General features: G+C 45.3%; 15 protein-coding genes. 10 read left to right on the top strand and 5 right to left on the bottom strand.

What is annotated here, in order from left to right:
- The first annotated feature begins 270 nt into the window (after positions 1–270).
- The 6 genes from ACJJI5_RS12490 to ACJJI5_RS12465 all read left to right on the top strand — a co-directional run bounded on the left by ACJJI5_RS12490 (position 271) and on the right by ACJJI5_RS12465 (position 3494).
- Complete coding sequence (locus ACJJI5_RS12490) at positions 271–630, top strand: ArsR/SmtB family transcription factor (protein ID WP_413661976.1); 360 nt, start codon at positions 271–273, stop codon at positions 628–630.
- A gap of 206 nt (positions 631–836) precedes the next feature.
- Entirely contained in the window at positions 837–1310 is a 474-nt protein-coding gene (locus ACJJI5_RS12485) for an SRPBCC family protein (RefSeq protein ID WP_445354196.1), read from the top strand.
- A 105-nt stretch (positions 1311–1415) separates the two neighbouring features.
- Positions 1416–1877: a dihydrofolate reductase family protein gene (locus ACJJI5_RS12480; protein ID WP_445354195.1), complete on the top strand. Its 462-nt coding sequence runs from the start codon at positions 1416–1418 to the stop codon at positions 1875–1877.
- Entirely contained in the window at positions 1823–2065 is a 243-nt protein-coding gene (locus ACJJI5_RS12475) for a dihydrofolate reductase family protein (RefSeq protein WP_445354194.1), read from the top strand. The genes ACJJI5_RS12480 and ACJJI5_RS12475 overlap by 55 nt, the downstream gene beginning before the upstream one ends.
- Before the next feature lie 230 nt (positions 2066–2295).
- Complete coding sequence (locus ACJJI5_RS12470; protein WP_445354193.1) at positions 2296–2778, top strand: VOC family protein; 483 nt, start codon at positions 2296–2298, stop codon at positions 2776–2778.
- Between the two features lie 164 nt (positions 2779–2942).
- On the top strand, positions 2943–3494 hold the full coding sequence (locus tag ACJJI5_RS12465) for a dihydrofolate reductase family protein (RefSeq protein WP_445354192.1): 552 nt from the start codon (positions 2943–2945) through the stop codon (positions 3492–3494).
- Positions 3495–3570: 76 nt separating this feature from the next.
- Here the strand turns inward: ACJJI5_RS12465 and ACJJI5_RS12460 are convergent, their stop codons facing one another.
- From ACJJI5_RS12460 to ACJJI5_RS12450, 3 genes are all read right to left on the bottom strand, one after another.
- Positions 3571–3978: a DUF427 domain-containing protein gene (locus ACJJI5_RS12460; protein WP_445354191.1), complete on the bottom strand. Its 408-nt coding sequence runs from the start codon at positions 3976–3978 to the stop codon at positions 3571–3573.
- A 524-nt stretch (positions 3979–4502) separates the two neighbouring features.
- Positions 4503–5492: a hypothetical protein gene (locus ACJJI5_RS12455; protein WP_445354190.1), complete on the bottom strand. Its 990-nt coding sequence runs from the start codon at positions 5490–5492 to the stop codon at positions 4503–4505.
- Between the two features lie 610 nt (positions 5493–6102).
- On the bottom strand, positions 6103–7527 hold the full coding sequence (locus ACJJI5_RS12450) for a serine hydrolase domain-containing protein (RefSeq protein WP_445354189.1): 1425 nt from the start codon (positions 7525–7527) through the stop codon (positions 6103–6105).
- Positions 7528–9573: 2046 nt separating this feature from the next.
- On the opposite strand from ACJJI5_RS12450, the gene ACJJI5_RS12445 reads away from it, so the two are divergent.
- Both ACJJI5_RS12445 and ACJJI5_RS12440 read left to right on the top strand, forming a co-directional pair.
- The gene (locus tag ACJJI5_RS12445; RefSeq protein WP_445354188.1) at positions 9574–10470 is read left to right on the top strand and encodes a peroxiredoxin family protein; all 897 of its coding nucleotides are present in this window, start codon (positions 9574–9576) and stop codon (positions 10468–10470) included.
- Positions 10471–10772: 302 nt separating this feature from the next.
- On the top strand, positions 10773–11303 hold the full coding sequence (locus tag ACJJI5_RS12440; RefSeq protein ID WP_445354187.1) for an alpha/beta hydrolase family protein: 531 nt from the start codon (positions 10773–10775) through the stop codon (positions 11301–11303).
- A 27-nt stretch (positions 11304–11330) separates the two neighbouring features.
- Here ACJJI5_RS12440 and ACJJI5_RS12435 read toward each other — a convergent pair.
- Positions 11331–12493, bottom strand: a protein-coding gene (locus tag ACJJI5_RS12435) for an IS3 family transposase (protein WP_444897071.1) whose coding sequence is annotated in 2 segments (ribosomal slippage) — positions 11331–12235 and positions 12235–12493 — 1164 coding nt in all. Because the reading frame shifts where the segments join, the coding sequence is not laid out codon by codon here.
- 68 nt (positions 12494–12561) lie between these two features.
- On the opposite strand from ACJJI5_RS12435, the gene ACJJI5_RS12430 reads away from it, so the two are divergent.
- A complete protein-coding gene (locus ACJJI5_RS12430; RefSeq protein ID WP_445354186.1) occupies positions 12562–12780 on the top strand; it encodes an alpha/beta hydrolase family protein in 219 nt (72 codons plus the stop codon).
- Between the two features lie 147 nt (positions 12781–12927).
- On the opposite strand, the gene ACJJI5_RS12425 is transcribed toward ACJJI5_RS12430, so the two are convergent.
- A complete protein-coding gene (locus tag ACJJI5_RS12425) occupies positions 12928–13821 on the bottom strand; it encodes a LysR family transcriptional regulator (RefSeq protein WP_445354185.1) in 894 nt (297 codons plus the stop codon).
- Between the two features lie 192 nt (positions 13822–14013).
- Between ACJJI5_RS12425 and ACJJI5_RS12420 the strand changes: the two genes are divergently transcribed.
- Positions 14014–14676 (top strand): peroxiredoxin-like family protein, encoded by a 663-nt coding sequence (locus ACJJI5_RS12420; protein WP_445354184.1) that lies wholly within the window; start codon positions 14014–14016, stop codon positions 14674–14676.
- The last annotated feature ends 108 nt before the right edge of the window (positions 14677–14784 follow it).

Here is a 14784-nt window from a genome sequence, read left to right as displayed (position 1 = left end):
TAAGTAGGGGGGTTCCAGCAGCCTGTTAACACTGAAACATTTTATCTTTGTCCTATAACACCATTTAATCGACTCCACCTGATTCTATGATCATAGTAGGGAGCCAAACCAGCGCTTGCAGACGCTCTATAGCATATCCATTATCGTTGAGGTGGCGAGGCTAATCGAATGACTGAATAAGCAGTTTCCAAGTAACCTTAAGCTGCTTTTAATACGCAGCTACACCCAGTAGCCATTGCCTAACAATTTTTCACCGATATACTTATTCAGATGGAAGAAAATCACGACAACCTGAATACTGTTTTCCAAGCTCTGGCTGATCCAACACGACGCGCTGTCATTCAGCATTTGATAAGCGGACCAGCGTCGGTCACCGAGCTCGCAGAACCATTTGAGATGGCACTCCCTTCGTTCATGAAGCATATTGGTGTGCTGGAGGATGCGGGCTTGATTCGCTCCAAGAAAACCGGTCGCGTGCGAACCTGTGAGATAAAACCCAAGCAACTGACTGCCGCACAAAAATGGATCAATACACAAACGGCTATATGGGAAGGCCGGATGGCTCGGATGGCGAGCTATGTCGAAACGCTTGATGCAGAAGAGCAGGATGACTTAGTACAAAAGGGGTAAATGCCCGAACAGTACGGATCCCCCAGGCGTAAACCAATTTCTCTCCCTCCACCCCACCTAGCACTGAAGCTTTAACCGCGCGGAGCCTTTCGCGGGTTATCCATTGACCTAACAATTACTGTTAACTATAGTTACCCAAAAAGCTAACTATCGTTATTTTTTGCACTCGGCTGTTCACGCTTTGCAAACATCGCAGAGGGATTCGCATGAGCCAAGGTTTATCCCACGACACCATATCGATCAGTAGAACGATCAAAGCACCGAGAGAGCGGGTATTTTCCGCATGGGAAGACCCGCAAGCCCGCTCGATATGGGGGCCTCCTTCTGAAGATGAAACAATTGAATTTCTCGAAAATGACTTTCGCGAAGGAGGCATTGACATACATCGATGCGGTCAAAGTAACGATCTGCGATTCAGGGTTGAAACACACTATTACGAAATCAGAAGGCCACATCGGCTTCTGTTCACCGAACGTGTAACTACGGATGGCTCTCCACTGAGTATCTCTTTGATTAGCGTGGAGATCGGCAATAGTGAAAGCGTGACAGAACTCAAGGTAACGATACAAATCGCCTCCCTGGTCGGCTCGGGAATAATCGAGGGAACTAGCAATGGGTGGCAGCGCGCTCTTTCTAATCTGACTGCATACATGGAAGCAAGAAAAGTAGAAGCCGAATAGAAAAGGGCAATATTGCTTCTCTTCGGGCTTCAATAGCCATTGAGTAACAGTCCAAGTACAACCCGCAGCATCATTTGGGCCAATAGAACCAACAGGGAAGAACTTGTGCGAAAAATAATTGTAAACACATTTATTAGCCTGGATGGTGTGATGCAGGCCCCTGGCGGCCCGGAAGAGGACTCTTCAGGGGGCTTTGAGCTTGGTGGATGGGTAGCTTCCTATTTTGATGAAGGTGTTGGTGAATTCATGGGCAATGTGTTCGCAGCGCCATTTGAGTTACTACTTGGCCATCGGACTCACAATATTTTCGCTGCACATTGGCCAAAAGTTGCTGCTGACCCTCCGCCTGAGGGTGTTGATGAAAGTGAAATCCAGCTGATCAAAAAATCGACGGTACAACACGATACGTGGCTTCTCGCACGAGACCTGAGTTTACCTGGGAAGGCAGCGAGTGGCTGGGGGATGACCCAATCTCAAGGCTTCGTGCAATCAAGGCTAGCAATGGCCCTGATTTGTTGGTTCCAGGCAGTGCTGACTTTATTCAAACTCTACTCAAAGCGGACCTAATTGATCAGTTCAAATTACTGATTTTTCCTTTGGTCCTGGGTAACGGAAAACGCCTTTTCGGTTCAGGTGTGATCCCTACAGCGTTCCATGTACAGCAAGCCATGACGACAGATAGCGGTGTAATTTGTGTGACCTATGTTCGAGGCGGAAGTATCACGACTGGAAATTTCTCCCTGCAACGAGAGTAGGGCCGGCAGTATAAGCGCAATTTGGGATAGATAAGCAGAGATAGGAACTCGAAAGTTATGGAGCCCATCACTGACTTGGTATTCAAGGGAAGCTGCGCACATTGTGCCGATACGCTCGGCAGTAAGATCAGATCTGGAACGCCCACCAGATGTCCCGACATAACTATCAATGCCAGAGCCTTTCAGCAGAGTAAGTATTCGACCCGTTTAAATCCCGAGGAGATATCAAAATGACAGAACTCGTTACCTGTCTTTGGTTCGACTACGGCGAAGCAAAGAAAGCGGCGGAATTCTATGCAGCAACTTTTCCTAACAGCCATGTCGACCGCGTTAATGCGGCCGCCATCGACTACCCCGGTGGCCATGAGGGCAGTGAGCTAACCGTTGAATTGACTGTCCTTGGGCGCAAGTTTATAGGTCTGAATGGCGGTCCAAATCTAACTCCGAATGAATCGGTTAGTTTCATGGTTATCACCGAAAACCAGGAGGAAACTGACCGTTACTGGAATGCGATTGTGGATAACGGTGGGCAAGAGAGCGCCTGCGGTTGGTGTAAGGATCGCTGGGGTCACTCGTGGCAAATTACGCCAAAACTGCTACTCGATCTTACAACGAATCCCGACCGTAACAAGGCAAAGCGCGCCTTCACCACGATGATGACCATGAGAAAGATCGATATTGCGACAATTCAAGCTGCTACAAATTCGGTTTGAAGTAACAGAGAGATATCGCGAAAGAGTATTTATACCGGGCATGAGCAAATCCCCTCGTCAACCCTGAGCTACTGGCACAACACCTCAACAAGCTAAGTGACACTGCCCTCGTCAAGCTCAGTCCCAACAGACAATGCAAGAGACAAATATATGAGGATCAGATTGTGAGACGGTTAGTGGTTTGGAATGTGATGTCGTTGGACGGCTGCTTTGAAGGCACCGCCCCATGGTCATTGGACCATCACGCAACAGTGTGGGGCGACGAATTAGAAGCCTTCTCTCTTCGACAGGGTGATGAAATCGGCACCTTGCTATTCGGATGTCGCACCTATAAAGGGATGGCCGATTATTGGCAAAACGAAACTGGGGCGATTGCGGACATGATGAACTCGCTTGAAAAAGCCGTCATCTCTCGCACGCTAGAAAACGCCAATTGGTCAAATACTCGTCTACTGAAAGGCGAGGCGGCCGAACATGTTCGCGCGCTGAAAAAAGAGACCGGGAAGAGGGATATCTTCGTATTTGGTAGTTCGAATCTTGTAGCTACTCTGCTCAGAGAAGGTCTAGTAGACGAGTACCGGATATGCCTAGCACCTATCGTACTAGGAGCTGGCTCACCTCTCTTCAAACCTGACGGTATCCAGAAAAATTTTGAGCTGATGCGGGCAGATACCCTTGAAACGGGCGGACTAGTCCTTCGCTACAAGTGCCTATAAAAGGGCGGAGTGTTAGTGCAACCAGGTTCTAGGCATGGTTTGTATCATTAACCTAAAAGAGTCTATAGGAAGAGGGTCATGATGAAGTTCCAACTTCTTCGATTGCCACTTGATCTGGATAGAAGGCAATACGCCCGTTGATCACCCCGGCAAAGTCAAAAGCAGCTTCATAGGCCCATGCAATAGCTTCTCCGCTATCATCGATTGAGAAGTAGCTGGCATCGCCTTTCAGTGGGCAATAGCTTGTCTTTCCCTCTATAAGGGAGAGGGGAGCAAGAACATCTTCTTTTGGGAAGTAGAATACGGGGTCGAACATATCTTTTGCGAGTTCTGTAACTCTCAAAGCATTTCTACTCTCGGCAATCGCCTTGCCACCACGACGCACACGCACTGTCCTAGGCACAATCTTGGCGCGCATAAGGTGTCGGGGTTCTTTCGGGTTGTGGATTGTGTCACTAGACATCGTAACTTCTGGATAGGGCATTGATCTTTCCTTTCAAGGTATTGGCCTGAAGCGATATGCGGGCCGCATTTACCCAAATAAAGATACACACTTATAAGAGTAAGCGAACAGCGAGGCTTCATGTCACCTCACTTGGAGTCAATAGTTAGCGCTGATACGACCTTCGATGCATAAATTGTGGACGATTGCCGCCGAATTACGAACTCTCCAGATCCCGTTGAAACAATAGGGTTTGCATGGACACGACTGATTTCGATGGTATTACCTGCTTCGCACGCGTTAGCCAACTCCCTAAAGTACCTCTCCAATTCCAGCGATAAAATCTGAGGTAGTAACAGTGTAAATTGTTACCGTGTACTCGGCGTACGGGAAGTGGTGACCAATATCAACCAATCCTTCACCACTCACGCATTTGCCCGAGCATCTACACCCCAAATATAGAAACCCTTGGGTTTACAGGGACAGTTCTCTGATTTCGGGATAGGACCCCAAATTGCAGGAAACGTAATCGTCTCAATTAATTAGACTGCCCCCTGGGTTTTCCTTTAGTGATTAAGTAGGCTTGGGTGCACTTTTCGTTTACCTACCATCCCGGTAACAATTCTCCCAACTTCCTGCTCAGAGGGAAGCTGTGCTACGTCATACGCGAACCATGCCACTGAGTCTGCATTTTCCACCGCTTTGACTTCAGTGAGCTCTGCCATAAGTGTTGCCGCTGCATCTTGTCCGCGTAACTGATTGAATGCCTGCTGTACAACAAGCTTGAACGCTTGATCATGGGTTTTACCATTGTCCTGATGGAACTTCATCCATATAGCGCCACCTTCACTGATAGCTTTATCCAATTTATCCGCAATGCCTTCATCATTAAAATATTTATGATCCACGGTTTGCGCATATTTATGTGTTCCTTCATGGATCAGAGTAACAATGCAGAAAACCTCACCTTTTTCCCAAATTTTACTAAAACTCAAACAGATAGGATTTTGATTGGGCTTCATAAAGCCCCCCCCATTAAGTTGCCCTCCACCGGCCCATGACAACTTACAGAAGTTTGAAATTGATCTGCCCCAACTTTCCGTAAAGGGCACAAACACAAACCCGGCCGCATTTTTCGAAGGGTCCTCAATACCAAATGGATATCCTATCGTCGATATGGTAGAGCATTGAACCTTACATAAGGTGGGCATCATTTTTACATCCGCACACTCCACATCACCACTCAAGCCTATCTGGGTTTTACTGAGTTTTTGGAGTATCGCATTTACGCAATTTGAATATCTTTGTGGCGGGCAATCCATAGGAAGGCCGAAGTAGTAGGAGACTAAATTTTTAAACTTATCAGGAACCTTATCAGGGTATGTAATCGCTACAGTGCACATATCTATCGCTCGTTTTAAGATAGTTTGTGCTTCATCCAGCCAGTTTTCGAGTGATTTTTTGACCTTCGTTTGAAAAAGTATCGGCGAATTATCCTCTACCAACACGGTAAAACTCACTTCCCGGTTGATACTGCGGCTCACTATTTTTGTCATAATTATTCTCCTGCCTTTTCCTGCTACTTTCAGCGATGGAATTCACTGTTTTTGCTCTGATGCCAAACCAGAGCAAAATAGAATATATAATATTACCTGGCACGTCTGTACATTAATATTCTTAAAATCATTCAGGAATAGCACTTCTTAACAATCCACCTCGGATTAAAGTGTCTTGTAGTAATTCTTCTGGAAATTACTCATAGATTAATATTGTGGAGGGATTGAGGTAGTTCGCAGTATTTTGAGTCTCTTTAACTGATTTTTGCTGATTTTTGCTGATTTTGAACTGGGCTAGTAATTACTGAACGTCGGCCACTACGAAACCCTGCCTAATCCAGCCCAATTAAGATGTGGTATTGATAAATCAACTTGCAGCAATGACCTGACTGACATAAAAAATCTCAATTTATCAATAAGTTAAAACTGTTTCGTCCAATATTCCCCTAGGCTGCACTTACTAAAAAGGGAGAAGGGAAAAATACACCGCGCTTGGGATCCTATGAGGCATGGATGCCGATTAGGAGCTTACAGGGATGTATTCACAGCGGGCCTCGAGTGCGATGTGTTCTTTCCTTCCCCCCCAGTAGTAACTAACCGACCATTCGAACTAGGGCAGTCGCTTATAGGAATAAGCTTTTCCACCTTGACGAAGAGTAAATGAGCGGGCAGGGCTCATATCGCCCTCCTCAAACTCAATAGTCAACCCTGGGACCATCTTCGATGCATAGATTGTGGACGATTGCGGTCGAATTACGAACTCCCCATATTCCGCTGAAACTATAAGACCTGTATAGCCACGGCTGATTTCGACAATATCATCTGTTCCGTGCCCATAGCGCCCGACACCTCTCAAAAGCACCTCCTCTGGTAAAGTGATGAAATCTGGGACAGGGACAACCTTAGTAGATACCGTCTGCTCGGGGTTCAAGAAGTGATGGCCAATATCATCCAGACCTTCACCGCTGGCAGTATCTGCCAAGGCAACAACACCCGCTCTCCGCGCTGGGTTAAAACCCATAAATGTACGCGATCCGTCACTGCTGCCATTGGACCAATAGTAAGTCTCTCCATTGGTGGTTGTCCTGCGCCAACCCAGGGCCATACGAGTGATATCACTGCCCCCCGGCCTATCAATTGACAGCATTAGCCGCGATGCTGCAACCAAATCCTTAGGGCCTCGACCGTTGACAAACAAGTCGAGAAGTGTGAGGAGGTCGCTGGCTGTAGATCGTAAACCGCCAGCCGGCGAGAGCACCCCATCGCTTGTTGGGCCGATCGGGCTGAGATAAAAGTCATGGCCTTGAGCTCGCCGAGCAGACTTCTTGGGATCATCCTCTAAAGTGGTATCACTTAGCCCTAAAGGTCCCGTCACACGATCTTGCAGTATCGTTGCAAAAGAGCGGCCTTCCTTCAAAGCAAGTCCTTGACCTAAGAGCCCAAAAGCCAGGTTTGAATAGCTGAATTGAGTACCCGGGCTAGCTTTCAGATGATAGCTTGGCAAGCCACCATAGAGCTGCTCAAAGGAGTAACCAGCGTACTTATTGGGTGCATCGGGCGCCGATGCAGCAAGATTATTTGGTCTTAGAGGAAGAGAAGCAGCATGGGTAGCCAGGTCGGCGAGAGTGATTTGTTGCCCTTCAAAAGTTGGAGCTTTTACACCGGCTGGTACGTAATCCTGGAGAGGGTCATCGAGTTTCACTCTCTTATGTACAACTTCAACAGCCAATAGCAAGGCCGTAAATATCTTAGTCAACGACGCAATTTCAAAAATCGTATCGTCCCCAAGTTGATAAGTATCCTTGGCTTCAGGCACTCGGACAGTAAAAATTCGACGATCAGAAAAATTTAGGGTACCTGCAACTGCTGCATGTGCCGCGTGTTGCTTAAGAATACGATGGCGAATGAGACGTTGAAACTCGTCATCATCATTCACTGGATGACTTGATAAAGCATCTAAAGCGATGAGTGGTTGGGGAACAGCAAATACAGAGGTAGCCCCAAGAAATAATTTTGCGAAATCACGTCGTTCCATGGCAATCAACACCTATTCAAAAACTTTCCAGAATTCAGTTGGCAAAATTTGACTATCAGAAAGGCATATAAGTTCCTGTGATAGATACGCTGATCACTAAATGAGATAAACGCATTTAGGGCAAACGGAGCCTAATGAAGGATAACTAGAACTATGGAGCTGGTTGATGCACGTGACGTAGCAACAATTGCTTCGGAGGCACTAAAACACCCTGAAAATTTCAGCAGCCAAACCTAACCCCTTGGCTATGAAGCTGCCTCTATGTTCGAAGTTGCTGACATGATTAGAGAGCAGGTGGTGCAACCAGTAAAGTTAGAACAGTTAGATTCTCAAAAAGAACTACTGCCAATAACCTGTGATGCTGAATAAAGAGGCTCAGGGGATAACCGAGCTTTTTACACCAGTAAAGCACGTTTATAAAAACTCTGAAATGAATTTGATAGAAAATATTAGGTTATTGGTAGAGTGAAGGCACTGACGGAAAGCGAGTTGACACTCCTGAAAATCTCGTCCTTATGAGGCTATTCTCCAGCTGGTAACTGTCATAGATGGAAGATTAGGATGGCTCGAAAAGTTAAGGGCCCGTCTTCTGCGTTATCTATAAATAAAAAAATAGCTTGGAGTGTATGGGGCCACATCAAACATCTATAGCCCTTCCTAACGACATTATTAAATTTATACGATTATGCCAAGGATGTGGAGGATAAAACGCTGACTAAAAACATTATCCTTTTTTATTAATAAAATTTCTATGGTTACTAACGACCGTAGAACTGCTATAGCGATTGATTTAAGAATTTATATCTCTGTGTTGCTACTCAGACAGAGCTGCTTCAGTCTCGAAGTCCTTTGAAAGTGGCATTGAAAAAATGGCCCTTAAATCAGGAAAGGGAAGTACGCGGTTTTACTGCTGGTTACGTAATAACTCGTAATCTTATTTTTCACTCCATTTTATATATTACTGCCTATCAAATTGGTACATTGGACTCACTACTCTCACTGTCAAGCACAACGAAAAAGGAAATTTTGATGTTGAATCTTAAAACTTTACCGAGTCAGAACGGTAATTCTTGCGCCGCTCACTGCACCGAGATCGCAGTGTCAGGATTTGATCTCCGTGCGCCAAGGCCACAGAGTTTTGTGGAAGACACTCTGTGGCGCGCTATCAAATGGCAGAATGGGGACCTACCTCCGATGCCAAACGGTGCCGACCATCCCTTAGTGGCGGCCAACAATAGTTCACCGATGCGTGTGCGAAACTATGTGAATACCCAGTGCCCTGGGCGTACCGGTCGGATTTTATATGACGCGACCCAGAAAGACATGTGCCTTCAATTCGCGCAGCCGGGCAATAGAGTTGATTATAATGCGTTGTTTACAAATCTCATACAGCCAGCTAGTAATGGGGGAATGCCGAGGAACTTGCTTACCGACACCTATTACAATTGCGCTTTTATGATGTTTCGAGGCCCTTCCCCTGGGTCTGCTCATGAAATGGGTTTCCATAATATCCTGGTTGCCAAGGATGGGACCACAGTCAAATATTATAACCCGAATGAAGATCAACCGGTTTGGAGGGCTGATATTGGATGGCGAACGTTGCGTCATCAAAACGCTGGAAGGCATAGTTACGTTTGGAGTGGTATTGCAATCGAAATCACCTAGCAGTTAATGTTTGATGATGCGATCATTAGTATGGATCATGGGGTTTATCCTTGGTTTTGCTTTTAGGTTTAGGCACTTCCATCAAAACCGGTAAACCCTTCTTATTCAAGACGATCTGTCAGATCGTGGTCTGATCTTGTCTATATCTTTACACCTTCTTCCAGCTTACTCGCTCCTTTATTTGTTAAGAAATACTAAATTCCTGCTAGAACTGAGTGTAAGTTACTCATGCCAGCCACTACTAATAGATCGATAAAATAAATCCAATTGTATCCGTTTTCGCAACATTGTTTCTCTATTTGAACTAATTATTGAGTCAATGTGATGTACTAGGATAGATCGCAAGTTTTGGACATTAACCCAACGCTTCAGGAGCTTGAAATGAAAGCAAAACTTATTTTACCAATGATTCTATTAAACATGCTTGGCGGAGTAGGGTCCGGCATCATGATCTATATGTCTGGCGGCGATCCGGTTTGGGTCGGCGCACTTTTAGCGACCTTGCCTTTACCATTTTTCTTGATGGTTCTGACAAATGTGTTCAGCATTTCAAGAACATCAGAAAGGCTGCCAGTTATTCAAGCCGTTAACTTTTTAGGAGTTGCACTGGTTGCTTATTCAACTTATTCGAACCAGGCTCCAATGTCCTTGTCTCAGTACGTTCCTATTGCAGCTGCTGCCCTGGGCTTCGTATCCCTTCATTGGTATGTCTGGTCATTCTCCGTTTACAACCGCAGAAAGAGCAAGGCCATATCAAAAGGCCAAAAACTGCCTGAAATGAATTTTAATCGATTAGATAAATTGGCTGTGTCTTCCACTTCTTTTGACGAATCTAAAACACTATTAGTGTTCTTTAGAGCCAACTGGTGCCCATTTTGTATGAACCAGTTAAAAGAAGTGAAGAAGTATGCTGAGACACTTAAGCAATATGATGTGAAGGTAAAGTTTATCTCTAACCAAGGCTACGACAACTCAAGGAAGTTAGCCGACAAGCTTGACCTACCTGGTCATTTTGAAATTCTTCAAGATGACAACTTAATGGGTGCTAAAGCTCTAGGCATTGAAGATATTGGCGGTTCCCCTGCAGGAATGCCTGGGTACCCTAAGGATACCGTTATGGCCACAGTGATAGCACTGGATGAAGATGGTGCGGTTATATTCGGTGATGAGACCGACAATTATCGGAGACGCCCAGACCCGACAACGTTTCTGCATGTTTTTGAAGGCTCAAAGTCGCAGACTTTAGATGCTAACCCAACTCTCAAAGGTACCGCCTAGCGAGGTAAAATATCAATCTCTCATAGAGCTTATCGATAGGCCCATGAAGAGTGAAAGCTAACTGTCTAGCTAGCAATATTGTCGCAGGTCTGAACCTGGATTAAGTAAATGCCTTAGAACAACCAATATGGATTATATAAAGCCTGAAGATTCTATCGATGCCTAAGCAAATACAGGTCTACCTTATATCAGTTGACATATAAAAAACTATCACATATTCACATACCCCTTTCTATGATAGACAGGGGTTTTTCCTTGTTGAGATTAGAGTATTCTATAAGTAATTGAAATTGGAGAACGTCATGGAGTTTAACTTCCCAAATCGTGATGGCGTAGAATTAAAGGGCAAGTTAGAGGAATCTGTTGGAACCCCAAAGGCTTATGCAATTTTTGCACATTGTTTTACCTGCTCAAAAGATATTATTGCAGCAAGCAATATTTGTAAGTCATTAACCAGTAAAGGGATATCAGTATTAAGGTTTGACTTCACTGGATTGGGTAATAGTGATGGAGATTTTTCCAATACTAATTTTTCATCCAATGTTGAGGATTTACTTAGTGCTTACAATGAAATCGAAAACCGCTTCGAGGCACCAAAATTGTTAATTGGGCATAGTTTTGGAGGTGCTGCCGTTTTGAAAGCCGCTGGTATGATAAAGACAGCTAAAGCTGTTGTTACTATAGCTGCTCCAAGTGATGTTAAACACATCCAGCATATGTTTAAAGAGGAACTCGATAGCATCAATAAAACAGGTCAGGCAAGAGTGGTTCTGGCTGGGCGAGAGTTTACGCTAAAGAAGCAGTTCATTGATGATATAAATGAAGCAGACTGATCCTACCCACCAACAACGGACACACCACTAAGCGACTAGTTGTTCCTCAAACGCCTCAGGGCTGAGATAGCCATTGGCGCTGTGTAAGCGATTTCGATTGTAGTCTATTTCTATATACTCAAATACGGTTTCCCGCATGAGGCACCTTGTAGGAAAGCGGTTACCATGGATTACTTCTACCTTAAGTGAGTGGAAGAACGTTTCTGCGCAGGCGTTATCATAGCAGTTACCTTTGGCGCTCATGCTGCACCGCAGATCATAAGCTGTAATTAAAGATTGATAATCTTTAGAGCAATATTGGCTTCCCCTGTCAGTATGCACGATAACATTTGTAGGTTTCTTACGTCGCCATAAAGCCATTTGAAGGGCGTCACAGACCAATGTAGCTGTCATCGTTTCTGACATCGCCCAACCAATAACCAGCCGACTATATAGGTCTATCACTACAGCCAGATATAACCAACCCTCTTCTGTTCGTAGGTAGGTAATATCCCCGACCCATTTCTGATTCGGCGCTTCAGTATTGAAGTTCTGCTCGAGCAGATTTGGGGCCACTGGCAGACCATGTTTTGAGTAGGTTGTGGCTTTATATCTCTTGGCGGCTTTAGCCCGTAGGCCCTGTCGACGCATGCTGGCAGCAACTGTTTTTTGATTATATTTACTCCCCTCACTGGCCAATTCCCTCGTCAGGCGAGGGGCGCCACTACGTTCTTTACTGGCTATAAAGCGCTGCTGTACCAAACCATCAAGCTCCATTTGGTACTGCTGGCGCTTGGATTGATCGGCCGATCTTGACACCCAATCGTAAAACCCACTGCGAGATACGCTCAATACCTTAGCCATCGCTTTGATGCTGAACTTATGCCTGTGCTTTAGCATGAAGGCGTACCTCATTTCAGGCTCTTTGCAAAGTACGCTGCGGCCTTTTTTAAGATCGCCAGCTCCTCTGCCTGCTCAGCCAGCTGCCGCTTAAGGCGAGCATTCTCTGTGGCCAGCTCTCTCTCGGCATCCCCTCGGCTCTGATGTAACTTAGCCTTGCTTCGCCATCCGTAAATCTGGGAAGGATGTAACCCAAGCTGTTTAGCGGCAACGCTTACCCCTACCTTGACCGCCAGTGCTAGGGCATCTTTTCTATATTCCTCTGAGTATTTTTTACGAGTGGTTTTGGTTGATTTACTTGATCGTGTCATAGGGCACCTCTGCTGCGTAGTTTATCGCTTAAGAGAGTGTCCGTCTTTGGTGGGTAGGATCAGACGTCTTGGTTAACCTTAAGGAATTAAGGAAAGCGCTGCTAGTAATGCATTCACCACTAGACAGCACTGTTTCAATTGAGCATGCGGCGAAAATATTCGCTGCTGCGAACCATCCTAAAAGTTTTATTTCTTTAGACAAAGCCGATCATTTGCTTATGAAAAAATCAGATGCTGAATATGTCGGTAATGTTATTGGAGCCTGGGTTCAAAGATACATTAATTAATATCGGATGTTACAGAGAGTAATATCGAACTTTAAAGTCTTACAACAGTAAAGAACCGTCAACTATCGAGAGCTGGGCTGTAAAGAACAATAGAAACAGCACTAGATGGAATTTAGGTTGCTCCTAGTCCACCTAGTAATCCGGGGCTTAACTCAGTTCCTTTTTTAGAAACTCGATAAAGACTCTGGTCTTTGCCGGCATCGCTCGGCCACTGGGAATCAGTGCGCTAACAGGCGGTCCTGGAACTGCTTTCTCTGGGAATAACTCAACAACTTCACTATTTTGAACAGAAAAGCTAAGCGCTTTATCATATACCTGAGCTATTCCCATACCGGCTACCACTGCGTCAATCAGAGTTCGTCCATCTCTGAATATTGCTAGCGGTGAGGGGGAAAATTCAGTAATTGGGCCTCCATCTTCTTGGAACAACCAGCCTCTCAATTTTCCTGTAGGTGCACGGAAAACAAGAGAATCATGCTCCTTTAAATCTTCCAAAGTCTTTGGCATACCCTTTTGTGAAAGATATTCAGGTGAAGCGCACAGGATACGTCTGGTTTCACATATTTTTTTTGCGATAAAAGAACTATCTTCCAGTTCACCAATCCTCACGACGACATCCCATTCACCTCTAATAGCGTCCTCTAGACTGTCTGAAAGAGAGACCTCGACCGTAACCTTGGGATGCAACTGCGTGAACCCCTTCAAAGCACTGACAATAGTTCGGCCTATGCCTATTGGCAAATTGATACGCAATCGTCCAGCAGGCTCATCCTTCCTGGCATGCAGCAAAAGCCTGGCCTCATTGATTGTTTCTAACGCATGTTTTGCAGCATCTAGAAATATTTTGCCTTCTTCTGTCAGCCTGATACTTCGTGTGGTTCTGTTGAATAGCTTAAGACCCAATTCCTCCTCAAGCTTCTTCACTGCCTTACCAGCGCCTGATTTGGTTGAGTTCAATGATGCCGCCGCCTTTGTAAAGCTTCCGTGTTCGGCTACGGCAATAAATACGACTATTTCGTTCAAATGGGCTTGTTGAAACACAGATTGTGTCCCTAATGGATACAATGAGCATCAAAATAGCATGTTTATAGCGCAAATCAAAGTAACTAATCTTCCCAATAGTGGTTTGGCGTAAGTACCTGCATAGAGACTAATTGGAGAATTAGCCAGGTCACATCGAAGGCTTACCCAAAGCTCGCGCTTCCAAACTTTAAACCATTAGAGGAATAGGTTATGTCTCTTCAAGACAAACTAGATGCTTTCAAAGAAGTATTTAAACAACAGGCCCCGGAAGGAGCATTTGAAGCCTTTGCCAGATCATCCAGGGAATTGGCTGCTAGTGGCCAAGTTGAACGTTCGATTAAAGTAGGGGAGAAAGTCCCATACTTTACATTGCCAGATTCAGAAGGTAACGACCTTGTCCTGGAAGAACTCCTAGCCAAAGGGCCCGTTATTCTAACGTTCTATCGAGGCGTGTGGTGCCCTTACTGCAATATTGAGCTGCAAGCGTTAGAAGAAGTTACTGCAGAGATCAAAGCGCGTGGTGCAACCCTGGTTGCTATTTCCATGCAAGGGCCCGCTGAAAGCCGCAAATCTCAGAGAGATAACAAGCTAAGCTTCCCAATTCTGACTGATCAAAGTGGAAAGCTTGCTGAAAAGTTTGGTATCCGCTGGACATTACAACCTTATGTAATTGAGTTCCACAAGGTGTTCAAAGTCGAACTCCCGACCATCCATCGTGACGGCGCGTGGAACTTACCTATGCCTGCAAGATATGTCATAGATACCGATGGAACAATCGCATATGCGGAGGTGAATCCTGACTATACGCGTCGCCCAGAACCCAGCGACTTATTTCCCGTACTTGAAAAGCTGAGTCAGTTTACAACTGCATAGTATGTAAACACCTCCACCTCTTTTGCGCTGACTGGCGCCAAAGAGGTGCAAGCACTCAATGTAAATAGATATCGAGCACCGTAAAACCCAACTTATATGGTAAGACTC

It is taken from the genome of Microbulbifer maximicatervae (SeqCode) (assembly GCF_052467955.1).
The sequence above is the reverse complement of the archived record's forward strand: the minus strand, read 5'-3'. Positions and strand labels throughout refer to the sequence as shown.